The sequence below is a fragment of the Arthrobacter sp. AG367 genome (genome assembly GCF_007828995.1).
In the GTDB taxonomy this organism is placed as follows: Bacteria; Actinomycetota; Actinomycetes; order Actinomycetales; family Micrococcaceae; genus Arthrobacter.
Map to the genome: position 1 here is coordinate 103726 of NZ_VIVE01000001.1, position 12452 is coordinate 116177.

Annotated in this window: 8 protein-coding genes; 3 read left to right on the forward strand and 5 right to left on the reverse strand. The window is 67.2% G+C overall.

The genetic code is table 11. The annotated features are described in order from the left end of the window. The first annotated feature begins 63 nt into the window (after positions 1-63). Positions 64-3606, forward strand: a complete 3543-nt coding sequence (locus FB478_RS00470; protein ID WP_134164386.1) for a S41 family peptidase — start codon at positions 64-66, stop codon at positions 3604-3606. A 110-nt stretch (positions 3607-3716) separates the two neighbouring features. On the opposite strand, the gene FB478_RS00475 is transcribed toward FB478_RS00470, so the two are convergent. The 5 genes from FB478_RS00475 to FB478_RS00495 all read right to left on the reverse strand — a co-directional run bounded on the left by FB478_RS00475 (position 3717) and on the right by FB478_RS00495 (position 9849). Then, on the reverse strand, positions 3717-4145 hold the full coding sequence (locus FB478_RS00475) for an OsmC family protein (protein ID WP_018769669.1): 429 nt from the start codon (positions 4143-4145) through the stop codon (positions 3717-3719). Positions 4146-4285: 140 nt separating this feature from the next. Beyond that, complete coding sequence (locus FB478_RS00480) at positions 4286-4639, reverse strand: hypothetical protein (protein ID WP_134164385.1); 354 nt, start codon at positions 4637-4639, stop codon at positions 4286-4288. 160 nt (positions 4640-4799) lie between these two features. Next, on the reverse strand, positions 4800-6560 hold the full coding sequence (gene sucB / locus FB478_RS00485) for a 2-oxoglutarate dehydrogenase, E2 component, dihydrolipoamide succinyltransferase (protein ID WP_144599617.1): 1761 nt from the start codon (positions 6558-6560) through the stop codon (positions 4800-4802). A 114-nt stretch (positions 6561-6674) separates the two neighbouring features. Beyond that, positions 6675-8057, reverse strand: a complete 1383-nt coding sequence (lpdA, locus tag FB478_RS00490; RefSeq protein WP_018769672.1) for a dihydrolipoyl dehydrogenase — start codon at positions 8055-8057, stop codon at positions 6675-6677. A gap of 268 nt (positions 8058-8325) precedes the next feature. Beyond that, positions 8326-9849, reverse strand: a complete 1524-nt coding sequence (locus FB478_RS00495; protein WP_144599619.1) for a leucyl aminopeptidase — start codon at positions 9847-9849, stop codon at positions 8326-8328. Between the two features lie 256 nt (positions 9850-10105). On the opposite strand from FB478_RS00495, the gene FB478_RS00500 reads away from it, so the two are divergent. Both FB478_RS00500 and FB478_RS00505 read left to right on the forward strand, forming a co-directional pair. After that, entirely contained in the window at positions 10106-11044 is a 939-nt protein-coding gene (locus tag FB478_RS00500; RefSeq protein ID WP_018769674.1) for a proteasome assembly chaperone family protein, read from the forward strand. 51 nt (positions 11045-11095) lie between these two features. Then, positions 11096-12442, forward strand: coding sequence for a nitrate/nitrite transporter (locus FB478_RS00505; RefSeq protein ID WP_134164382.1), 1347 nt, complete (start codon positions 11096-11098; stop codon positions 12440-12442). The last annotated feature ends 10 nt before the right edge of the window (positions 12443-12452 follow it).

Consider the following 12452-nt stretch of genomic DNA (forward strand, 5'->3'; position numbering starts at 1 on the left):
ACCACGGCAGCAAGGGCTGTGTACCTCCCGCGGCGCAGGGGAGGGGTTGACTATGATCGAACGATGACCTCTTCGAGCTACTTCCGTTTCCCGCATTTGCACGGCGATCTGGTCACTTTCGTGGCCGAGGACGACGTGTGGATTGCGCCCCTGGACGGCGGCCGCGCGTGGCGCGTCTCGTCGCTCCAGCTTCCTGCCCGCAACCCGCGTTTCACCCCGGACGGCAAGCGCCTGGTCTGGACGGTTGTGCAGGGAACGGCGCCGGAAGTTGTGTCGGCACGGGTCGACGGCGGCGGGTACCGCCAGCTCACCTACTTTGGCCACAGCACCACGAAGGTCAAGGGATTCACTGCCGGCGGTTCGGTGGTGGTCACCAGCGCCTTCCGCCAGGCCGAAAGCCGGCACACCCACGCATACAGTGTCCCTTTGGAGGGCGGCTGGGCGCAGGAGCTCCCCTACGGGCCGGTGGAATCCGTTGCATTTGGCCCCGAGGTGGGCGACGAACGTCCCGTGGTGCTGGCCAGCGTGCTGTCCCGCGAACCGGCCTGGTGGAAGCGGTACCGTGGCGGGACGGCGGGAAAACTGTGGATCGACCGCGACGGCAACGGGGAGTTCGAGCGGCTGCTGCCGGACGTTGACGGCAACCTCACCGATCCCCTGTGGGTGGACGGCCGGATTGCCTTCCTGTCCGACCACGAAGGCTACGGCAACCTGTACTCGGTCCTTCCCAACGGACAGGACCTGCGGCGCCACACCGACCACCAGGACTTTTACGTCCGGCACGCCGCCTCGGACGGCAAGCGCGTCATTTTCGAATCAGCCGGCGAACTCTGGGTCCTGAATGATCTTGGCTCGGAGGCTGTAAAGCTGGACATCACCCTTGGCTCGGCATCGCAGACCAGGCGTCCCGCCCTCCTCGATGCCGTCAAGCACCTGGGCGCGGTGGCGCCGGATGCGGCGGGGGCCGCCAGCGCGGTGGAGTCGCACGGAACCATCCACTGGCTGCGGCACAAGGACGGGCCGTCCCGCATCATCGAGGCCACCCCGGGAGTGCGGGCCCGGCTTCCCCGGCCCTTGGGGGATGGCCGCATCGCCTACATCGCGGACCACGACGGCGTGGAGGCACTGCATATCAAGGACATTGCCGCTCCAGTACCGCACGGCGCCGGGCACGCGCCGGCAAGCGGCGGCAAGGCCGGCGCAATTTCTGAAACTCCCGATTCTGAAAATCCCGCTCCCGCCGATACGGCACAGGACGGCGCGGCAGGGCCGGAAACGGTCAGCCTGCCGCAGCCTGTTCCCGCGTCCGGCGCGGCAGTGCTGTCCGGAGGGGCCGTCCACGTGCCCGCGGACGACGAACAGCAGGCAGATGTTGCACCGCAGGCCCCGGCCCCCGCGGCCGACGCCCAGGAACCCGCGGCAGAACCAGGCATCACCGTCCCCACGCCGTCACGCGCCAGTTCGCTGGAAGCAAGCCCCGACGGCCGCTGGGTTGCCCTGGGTACCTCGTTTGGCGACGTGCACGTCCTGGACACCCGCAGCGGAGATCTCTCGCGGGTGGCCAGCATTGGCGAAGGCAGCATCTCCGAGCTGGCATGGTCGGCGGACTCCCGCTGGCTGGCCTGGTCTGAACCGGTCACGTCCTTTGGCTCGCGCAGCCGGCTGCGCCTGGCCACCGTTGACCAGCTCGATGCCGAACCGGTGGACGTGACCGACGGACGCTTCCGCGACGCCTCGCCCGCCTTCACCCCGGACGGAAAGTTCCTCGCCTTCCTGTCCAACCGCAGCTTCGATCCCGTGTACGACGGACATTCGTTCGACCTCTCCTTCCCCAGCCCCATCAAGCCGTACCTCGTGGCACTCGCCGCGGAGACGCCGTCGCCCTTTGGCCCTTCCGTTGATCCCGCGGGCGCCGGGCCGGAAACCACAACGGACGCGGATGCCACAGCCGGCGCCGAAGCACGGGATGATGCCGTGCCTGCCGTGCACGTGGACGCGGAGGGCCTGGCGCACCGCGTCATCAGCGTTCCCGTGCCGCAGGGCAACTACAGCTCGCTGAAGGCCGTTGACGGCGCCCTCCTCTGGCTCGACTCAGCCCTGGCCGGCGTGACCGGCGACGGAAAGGCCAGCCAGGAGGACAAGGACGCCAGCCCCAGCCTGGTCCGGTACGACATCGGACGGCGCAGGCAGACCACCCTGGTGGACGCCGTGGACAGCTACCGGCTCTCCGGCGACCGCAGCAAGGTGGTACTGGTTTCCGACAAACAGGTCACCGTGGTGCCTTCTGACGCCAAGGCGGACGAGGACTCCGGCAAGGCAGTCAAAGTGGACCTGGGCCGCATCCGCGTCCTGATGGACCCGCTCAGCGTCTGGGGACAGGCGTTCGATGAAGCCTGGCGCCTGCAGCGGGACTTTTTCTGGACCGAGGACATGGCGGGGCAGGACTGGGAATCCATCCACGCCCGCTACCGGCCCCTGGTCGGGCGGCTGGGCTCCCACGATGACCTGGTGGACCTGCTGTGGGAACTGCACGGCGAGCTGGGGACATCGCACGCATACGTGCGCCCCGCTCCGGTTACCGAACGCGGCAGCCGGGGACAGGGCAGGCTGGGCGCAGACCTGGCGCACACCGCCCACGGCTGGGAAATCAGCCGCATCCTGGCCGGCGAGTCCTCCGACCCGCTTGCCATCTCCCCGCTGACCAGGCCCGGGGTTGGGGCCAAGGCGGGAGACATCCTGCTGGCCATTGACGGCGTCCCGTTGTCCGGAGCCGTCACCCCGGCCATGCAGTTGGTGGGAGCGGCCGGCCGTGCCGTGGAGCTGACCCTCCTCAACGGCCCGGGGCACGGCGGTGCCCAAGGCACCCAGCGCCGGGTCGCCGTCGTGCCCATCAAGGATGAGGAGCGGCTGCGCTACCAGGAATGGGTTGCCGGCAACCGGCGCACCGTCCGGGAAGCGTCCAACGGAACCTTTGGCTACCTGCATATCCCGGACATGATGGCCAACGGCTGGGCACAGCTGCACCGCGACCTCGATACGGAAACAGCACTTGACGGCCTGATCGTCGATGTCCGCCGCAACCGTGGGGGACACACATCGCAGCTCGTCGCGGAACTGATAGGCCGCAAGGTCACCGGATGGAGCATGCCGCGCGGGGAAAAGCCGCGGACCTACCCCCACCACGCACCCAGGGGGCCCGTGATCATCCTCGCGGACGAGTTTGCCGGGTCCGACGGCGACATCATCACCCAGGTCTCGAAGCTGCGTGGCATCGGCCCGGTCATCGGAACACGTACGTGGGGCGGTGTGGTGGGCATCGACAACCGGTTCGCGCTGGCGGACGGCACCGGCGTCACCCAGCCCCGCTATGCCAACTGGTTCAGCGGCGGCGTGGGGTGGAGCGTGGAGAACTACGGCGTTGATCCGGACATCGAAGTGACCTTCCCGCCGCACGCCTACGCCGCGGGGCGCGATCCCCAATTGGAGTACGGCATTGGGGCGCTGAAGGAAATGATCCAGGAACTGCCCACCGACCGGCCGCCGGCGCGTTCCGGCTACCGCCGGTTGAAGCCCGCTCCGCTGCCCGCCCGCCGGCAGGAGAGCTAGCCTTCCCCGGCAACAGCAAAGGCCCTGCCTCTCCGGGATTGCCCGGAAGGCAGGGCGTTTGCGTTGTGCAGACTGTAGCGCTCAGATCATGCGCTCAAGACCGGCGTCGCCTAGGACTGCAGGGTGGCGTCCAGGGTGATCTCGATGCCGGCCAGGGCCTGGGACACGGGGCAACCCTTCTTGGCGGCTTCGGCAATGCGCTGGAAGTCTTCCTGCGAGATGCCGGGGATGCGGGCCTCCAGGGTCAGGTGGCTGCCGGTGATGCCGGTGCCGGGCTGGAAGCCAACCTCGGACCTGGTGTTGACCTCCTCCGGCGTGAATCCCGCCTGGCTGAGTTCGTGGCTGAAGGCCATGGAGAAGCAGGCGGAGTGGGCTGCAGCGATCAGCTCCTCGGGGCTGGTCTTTCCGCCGGCAGCCTCCGTGCGCGCCTTCCAGGTGACATCGAAGGTGCCCAGGCCGGAGCTGTCCAGGGTGGTGTTGCCAGAGCCCTCGGTAAGGCTTCCGGTCCATACCGTGTGGGCGTTGCGTGTTGTAGCCATGTCTCTCCTCAGCGTCGATTCGATCCGGGCCCGGCACCCGCGGCCGGACCCACCGTTTTCCATCCTAGGGAAGAGGCACCTCCGGTGCACGGATTGTCCGCTCTCAGAGGATTATGACCGGGGTCCCCGGGGTGGAGCGGTTACTGCCAGATGGTGGCGATGGCGATGTTGACCAGGGCCAGCCCGCCCACGCCATGGGCGAGCCCGGTGGAGACGGGCTGGCCGTTCTTGGCCTTGCGTGTCCCAATGACAGCCAGGACGGCGACCACGACGGCGATGACGAACTTGATGCCCAGCTTGGCGTAGTTGGGATCCTTGTCCGGCAGGAACGGCAGGATGCCCATCATGGCGATGCCGGTCAGCAGTTGCAGGAAGGCGCCGTCACGCTGGCGGGGGTGCACGGTGGGCGTCCGCATCGTGGCGATCCAGTAGCCCACGATCATGGCGGCTCCCACCACGTGCAGGAAAACCAGGATGTTGAAGAGAATATTCATGGCTCCAGCTTAGCCAGTCAGTTCTACGGCCCGTAGCAAAGCCACGCGCACGGGGGCTCCGGGCTCAGGCGGCTGCGTTGGTTAAACCGCGACGGCGGTGCCGGCTGCGGGAGGTTTCCCACCCCATGCCGGCACCGCCGTCGTTGTATTGCTGCGGAGGCTAGAGCCCCAGGTCCGCTTCGAAAGCGCCTTCTTCGAGGCGTGCCTTCAGGGTCTGAAGGAACCGGCCGGCGTCGGCACCGTCCACCAGGCGGTGGTCGTACGTCAGGGACAGGTACATCATGGAGCGGATGGCGATCGAGTCGTCGCCGTTTTCGTCAGCAACCACGACGGGCCGCTTGACGATGGCGCCGGTGCCCAGGATGCCCACCTGCGGCTGGTTGATGATCGGGGTGTCGAACAGCGCGCCCACCGAGCCGATGTTGGTGATGCTGAACGTGCCGCCGGACAGTTCGTCCGGGCCGATCTTGCCGTCGCGGGTGCGGGAGGCAACGTCGGCGATCTTGCCGGCGAGGCCGGCAAGGTTCAGGTTGCCGGCGTCTGCGATGACCGGAACCAGCAGGCCCTTGTCAGTGTCGACGGCGATCGCCAGGTGTTCGGCGTTGTGGTAGGTGATTTCCTGCTTGTCCTCGTCGTAGGCAGCGTTGAGCTTGGGGTGCTGCTTGAGGGCCTCGGCCACGGCCTTGGCGATGAAGGGCAGGAACGTCAGCTTGGTGCCGTTCTGGGCCTGGAAAGAGTTCTTGGCCCTGGCGCGCAGCTTGGCGACCTTGGTCATGTCCACCTCGTGGACCTGGGTGAGCTGGGTGGAGATCTCCAGGGACTCGCGCATGCGCCGGGCAATGACCTGGCGGATGCGGGGAGCCTTCTGGGTGGTGCCGCGAAGCGAGGAGGCAGCTCCAGCCGATGCAGCCGGTGCGGATGCGGCAGGGGTTGCGGCCGGTGCGGCAGCGGGAGCCGCCTTGGCTTCAGCGGCGGCGATGACATCCTGCTTGCGGATGCGGCCGCCGACGCCGGTGCCGGACAGTGAAGTGATGTCCACCCCGTGCTGGTTGGCCAGCTTGCGGACCAGGGGAGTGACGTAGCCGGATTCGGACCCGTTGGCCGGTGCGGCCTCCTGGGCTGCAGGGGCTGCAGGGGCTGCAGCGGGAGCGGGGGCTGCCTTGGGCGCTTCCTGGGCGGGTGCCGGAGCAGCGGGGGCCGGGGCGGCAGCCGGAGCTTCCTGCCGGGGGGCTTCCTGCCGGGGAGCCTCGGCGGGGGCCGGTGCAGCCTGGGGAGCCGGAGCAGCGGCAGCGCCGGAGCCGATGACGGCCAGCACGGAACCGACTTCAGCGGTCTCGTCCTCATTGACCCGGATTTCCTGCAGCGTGCCGGCAACCGGGGACGGGATCTCGGTGTCCACCTTGTCCGTGGAGACTTCCAGCAGGGGCTCGTCGACCTCCACCTGGTCGCCAACGGCCTTGAGCCAGCGGGTGACAGTGCCTTCGGTGACGCTTTCGCCCAGTGCGGGGAGGGTTACTTCATGGCTTTCGCCGCCGCCTGCGGCCGGTGCCTCCGGTGCGGAAGTTTCCTGGGCCGGGGCTTCAGGAGCGGGTGCCTCGGTGGAAGGTGCCTCCGCAGGAGCGGGAGCTTCCTGGGCCGGTGCCGCAGCGGGAGCTTCCCCGGCTGGGGCGGAACCGCCGCCAGAGCCGTCACCGATGCGTACCAGGGGTGCGCCTACCTCGGCGGTCTCGTCTTCAGCGACCAGGATTTCTTCAATCACGCCAGCTACAGGAGAGGGGATTTCAGTGTCTACTTTGTCGGTGGAGACTTCGAGCAGCGGCTCGTCCACCTCTACCCGGTCACCTACCTGCTTGAGCCAGCGGGTGACGGTTCCTTCGGTGACACTCTCACCGAGGGCGGGCAAGTTAACGGATTCAGACATGTCGTCCCCGTTCTCCTTATTGATCTTTAGTGCGAATGATTGCTGCCTTGTTGGAAGCCTAGTGCACCCGGTCTGGACGACCGGGTGCACCGGGCCTGGTAATGCTGCGGAAAACTAGCCGTGCAGCGGCTTGCCGGCCAGTGCCAGGTGCGCTTCGCCTAGGGCTTCGTTCTGGGTGGGGTGGGCGTGCACCAGCTGGGCCACGTCCTCCGGGTAGGCTTCCCAGTTCACGATCAGCTGGGCCTCGCCAACCTGCTCGCCCATGCGTGCGCCGATCATGTGGACGCCCACAACGGGGCCGTCCTTCTGGCGGACCAGCTTGACCAGGCCGGAGGTACCCAGGATGGAGCTCTTGCCGTTGCCGGCCAGGTTGTATTCCTGGGTCTGCACCTGGTCTTCGCCGAACTTTTCCTTGGCAGCCTTTTCGGTGTAACCAACGGTGGCGATTTCGGGGTCGGAGTAGGTGACCTTGGGGATGTTGATGTCCTCGACCACCACGGGCTTCAGGCCGGCAATTTCCTCGGCCACAAAAATGCCCTGCTGGTAGCCGCGGTGGGCCAGCTGCACGCCGGGGACGATGTCGCCTACGGCGTAGATGTTGCCCACGCCGGTGTGCAGGCGCTCGTTGGTGATGACGAAGCCGCGGTCGATGGTGACGCCGGCTTCCTCGTAGCCCAGGTTGGCGGTGACGGGGCCGCGGCCGACGGCGACCAGCAGCAGGTCGGCTTCGAAGGTCTTGCCGTCCACCAGGGTGACCTTGACGCCGTCGTCATTCTGCTCAACGCCCTGGAAGAAGACGCCGGTGGAGAACTTGATGCCGCGCTTCTTGAAGGCGCGCTCGAAGTTCTTGACGATCGTTGCGTCCTCGTTGGGAACGAGGGAGGGCAGGCCTTCGACGATGGTGACGTCCACGCCGAACGACTTCCAGACCGAGGCGAACTCGACGCCGATGACGCCGCCGCCCAGGATGATGGCGCTCTTGGGGATGAAGTCCATGGTCAAGGCCTGGTCGGAGGTGATGACCTTGCCGCCGATTTCCAGGCCGGGAAGGGTGCGCGAGTAGGAACCGGTGGCCAGGACGATGTTCTTGCCCTTGTACGCGGTGCCGTTCACCACGACGGTGTCGGTGCCCTGCAGTTTGCCTTCACCCTCGATGACGGTGATGCCCTTGGACTTGATGAGTCCCTGCAGTCCCTTGAACTTGCCGGCGATGATGCCGTCCTTGTACGCGTTGACGGCGTTGATGTCGATGCCGTCCAGGGTGACGTTCACGCCGTACTTGGCGGAGTCACGGGCGTGGTCGGCCAGCTCTGCGGAGTGCAGCAGGGCCTTGGTGGGAATGCAGCCGTTGTGGAGGCAGGTGCCGCCCAGCTTGCCCTTCTCCACGAGGCCGACGGTGAGGCCGAGCTGTACCGCACGCAGCGCCGCAGCGTATCCGCCGCTGCCGCCACCGAGTACCAGGATGTCGAATTCTTGCGCAGTTGCCTGATCGGCCACTAAAACGCTCCCTCGCGTGAACGATGACGCGTTCTGCGCGCATCATCTGGTCTTGGAACTTGCACTGCCGTGATTATGTCAGCAGGGCAACTCTCTTGCATTTGTGACTACCGTGGTTCACCTTAGCGAACCACCTATCCATGCTCCACCTTGGCGCTGCGTTTGTGGAGCGCTTGTGTCCAGTGTCACGCGGCCCTGTGGCACAGCAATCACTGCACCGCAGGGCCGCGCGGCATGGGGCCTGGAGCCCGTGACCCAGGCAGATTGCTCAGGCCGCGGCCAGGATGTCCTCCACGTAGGCAACCAGGGTACGGACAGTGCATCCGGTGCCCTGCTTGTGGGTGTAGCCGTAGGGGCTGCCGTTATTAAAGGACGGCCCCGCAATATCGATGTGCGCCCAGGGGATCTGTTCGCCCGCTTTGTCCTTACCCACGAATTCGCGAAGGAACACAGCAGCGGTCATCATGCCGCCGTGGCGTTCGCCAATGTTGGCCAGGTCCGCCACCTGGGAATCCAGGCTGGGGCGCAGCTCCTCCGGCAGGGGCATGGGCCAGACCAATTCGCCGGCACGGTCGGCCGCCGCCTTGAGGGCGCCCGTGACGCTTTCCGAGCCCATGACACCGGCAGTGCGGTTGCCGAGGGCGATGAGCTGCGCGCCGGTCAGCGTGGCCACGTCGATGATGGCGTCCGGGTATTCGCTGCTGGCTGCAACGATGCCGTCCGCCATGACCAGGCGGCCTTCGGCGTCGGTGTTGAGGACTTCAACCGTCTTGCCGCCGAACATGGTCAGCACATCGGCCGGGCGCGACGCGCCGCCGCCCGGCATGTTCTCCGCGATGCACAGCCAGGCGGTCGCCTTCACGGGCAGGCCCAGGCCGGCAAGGGCCAAAACAGTATTAAGTACGACGGCGGCGCCCGCCATGTCGCTCTTCATGTCGCCCATGTTCAGGGCCGGCTTGAGGGAGATGCCGCCGGTGTCGAACGTGATCCCCTTGCCGACCAGCGCAACCTTGGCGGTGGCCTTGGCGGGGGAGTACTCCACCTTAACCAGCCGCGGCTGGCGGGTGGAGCCCTTGCCCACGCCCATGATGCCGCCGAAGCCTTCCTTCTCAAGCCGCTTCTCGTCCCAGACGGTGACCTTGACGGGGAGTCCCTTGGCAAGGTCCTTGGCGGCCTCGGCGAAGGACTCCGGGTAAAGGTGGCTCGGCGGCGTGTTGACCAGTGAGCGGGTCGCGTTGACGGCCTTGGCCACCAGTCCTGCCCGCTTCAGTGCGGCGCCCAGGTCCGTGCTGCCTGCCAGTTCCGTGAAGATGACGGCATTGCGGACGGGATCCTTGAGCCCGTCCGTGGAAGACCGGAACTCGGTGAAGGCGTAGGCGCCCAGCGCGGCACCCTCGGCGACGGCCGAGACATCCTGCACCGTCGCCGTCGGGAACGCCAGGGTTACGGTGGCGAGGCCGGCCAGCTGCCGGACCGCGGATCCCGCTGCCCGGCGGAGTGCCTCACCGGTGAGCGGTGTGCCTTCCGGCACCTTTCCCACTCCGGCGAGGACCAGGATGCCGGCGCCGGTTTCGGGCAGTCCCGGGAGGCGGACCAGCTGGTCCGCCGCGCCGGTAACTCCGAGTGCCTTGAGGGAGTCAGCCAGGGCCTCCGCGGACTTCGCCGTCAGCGGGTTGTCCAGCAGGACGGGCCCGTCGCTTCCCTGCCCCACCCCGATCACCACGGCATCGCTGGGGTTCCTCTTAAGGTCCCGCGAGACGGTACTAAGGTTGACTTCAGTATTCTTGACCACAGGGATGAGTCCTCAATTCTCGAAACGATCGGGCAGGGATGCATGTTGGGCGCTCTGCCATGGTGGCCCGGATCCGGCCGTTCTGGACGGTGCCCGGGTGGTTGCAAGCCCGCCTGGCAGGCCAGTTCCGATCGTAGCCGTTCCCCTGCGGAGCGACAGAATTTCCTGAGATGTGCGCCACACCGCGGCCCGGAATGCCGGGTGCCCCTGCGGCGTTATGAATGATGTCCACCCGTACCCCTGAAAGGAACACGCCGTGCTTGAACGGATTTCCGGCTCCCTGCTGGACCCCGACGCGCTCTATGCCAGCAACATCGAGCTGTTCCACAGCCCGGAGCTGCAGGGGCTGAACCTGGTCATGGGTTTCACCGGGTTCGCCGACGCCGGCCATGTGGTGAAGCAGATCAACGCCGAACTGCTGGACACCCTCGACGCCCAGCCCGTGGCGGTCTTCGATGCGGACCAGTTGATTGACTACAGGTCCCGCCGGCCGCACCTGAGTTTCGTGGAAGACCACATCCAGGACTACCAGGAGCCCCGGCTGGCCCTCTACCGGCTGGTGGACGGGCTGGGGAAGCCATTCCTCCTCCTGGCCGGCTTCGAACCTGACCTGCAATGGGAACGGTTTGCCCGTGCCGTGGTGAACATCGTGGAAAAGCTGGACGTCAACCTGGTCACATGGATCCACTCCATCCCCATGCCCGTGCCGCACACCCGGCCCGTGGGCGTGACGGTACACGGGAACCGGCCTGAGCTGATCGAGGGCATCTCCGTGTGGAAGCCCACCGTTGAAGTTCCCGCCGCTGTTGGCCACATCCTGGAGCTGCGCCTCGTGGAGGCGGGCCGCAATGTTGCCGGCTACGTCATCCACGTCCCGCACTACCTCGCCGAGGCCGAGTACCCCACCGCCGCCGTCGCCGGCCTGGAATACCTTGGCGCCGCAACGTCCCTGATGCTGCCCACCGACCGGCTCCGTGAGTCCGGGCGCGAGGTCAGCCGGCAGATTGCCCAGCAGATCGAGGCGTCCGAGGAGGTCCAGCAGGTGGTCTCCCGCCTCGAGACACGCTACGACGAGAAGGCCGACGGCATCGTCCGCCGGTCGCTCCTGGCCAACGAGAACGACGAGCTTCCCGACGCCGACGACCTGGGTGCCGCCGTGGAGGCCTACCTGGCCAGGGAGAACCCGGGGCAGTAGCGGGACGTCACGGCTTCCGGGCTGCGGGCGCGCGCCGGGCATAATGAACTGGTGACTGCTCCCCGCGCCTGGCTTATCTGGACCATTGGAATTTTCGGGTACCTGGTGGCCGTGGCGCAGCGGACCTCCTTCGGCGTGGTGGGGCTCGAGGCCACGGAGCGGTTCCACGCCACCGCGTCCGCCATCTCCTTCTTCACCGTCCTGCAGCTGCTGGTGTACGCCGGGCTCCAGATCCCGGTGGGCCTGCTGGTGGACAGGTTCGGCTCCCGTGCCATGATCGCAGGCGGCGCTGTCCTGATGGGACTCGGACAGGTGCAGCTGGCCTTCGCCGAGAGCATCCCCGGGGGAGTCCTTGGCCGTGTCCTGGTGGGCGCCGGCGACGCCATGACCTTTATCTCGGTGATCAGGCTCATCCCGCTGTGGTTCGCCCCCGCCCGCGTCCCCCTGGTCACGCAGTTGACCGGCATGTCCGGCCAGTTGGGTCAGCTGTTCAGTGTCCTGCCCTTCGCGCTGGTCCTGCACCTGTCCGGCTGGACCCCCGCTTTCCTGATGCTGGCAGGAATGTCCGCACTCGCCGTCGTGCTGGTACTCCTGCTCCTGCAGGATGTCCCACCGGGGACCGAACGGCCGCACGCCCGGCAGGGGCTCAAGGCCACCGGCGCCTCACTGGCCCGTGCCTGGAGCCAGCCCGGAACCCGGCTGGGAATGTGGAGCCACTTCACCATCCAGTTCAGTGGCACCGTCTTTGCCATGACGTGGGGCTACCCGTTCCTGATCTCGGGCCAGGGCCTGGACGCAGCCACCGTCGCAGCGCTGATGGCCCTGTACGTTGCCGCAGCCATGGCAGTGGGCCCGTTCATCGGGCGCTTCGTTTCGCGCCATCCACTGCGCCGTTCCACCATGGTGCTGCTGATCGCCGGCGCCACCGCCACGGCATGGGCCGCGGTGCTGCTGCTGCCCGGGCGCGCTCCGCTGTGGCTGCTGGCAGGCCTGGTGGTGGTGCTCGCAATCGGCGGCCCCGGTTCCATGATCGGCTTCGACTTCGCGCGGACCTTCAACCCCGCGCACCGGATCGGCACTGCCACCGGCATTGTCAACGTTGGTGGCTTCATCGCTGCCCTGGTCTCCATCTTCCTGATTGGCCTTGTGCTCGACGTCCTGAACGCCACCGGGTTTTCACAGGGGGTGCTCTACGGCCTGGCACCCTTCCGGCTGGCTTTGAGCGTCCAGTTCCTGCTCCTGGGGATTGGTGCCGCAGCCATCCTGGCCTCCCGCCGGAAGGTCCGCCGGCAAATGGCCGCCCAGGGCATTGTGGTTCCGCCGCTGCGCAGCGCCATCGCCCGGCAGCGCCGTGAAAGTCTGGCCCGCCGCCGCCAGCCGACGCCCACGGACGACTGAGCCACTCCCG

Coding starts and splice junctions, on each gene's coding strand:
- FB478_RS00480 (WP_134164385.1), bottom strand. CDS start 4,639: ATGAATATTCTCTTCAACATCCTGGTTTTCCTGCACGTGGTGGGAGCC.
- FB478_RS00475 (WP_018769669.1), bottom strand. CDS start 4,145: ATGGCTACAACACGCAACGCCCACACGGTATGGACCGGAAGCCTTACC.
- sucB (WP_144599617.1), bottom strand. CDS start 6,560: ATGTCTGAATCCGTTAACTTGCCCGCCCTCGGTGAGAGTGTCACCGAA.
- FB478_RS00470 (WP_134164386.1), top strand. CDS start 64: ATGACCTCTTCGAGCTACTTCCGTTTCCCGCATTTGCACGGCGATCTG.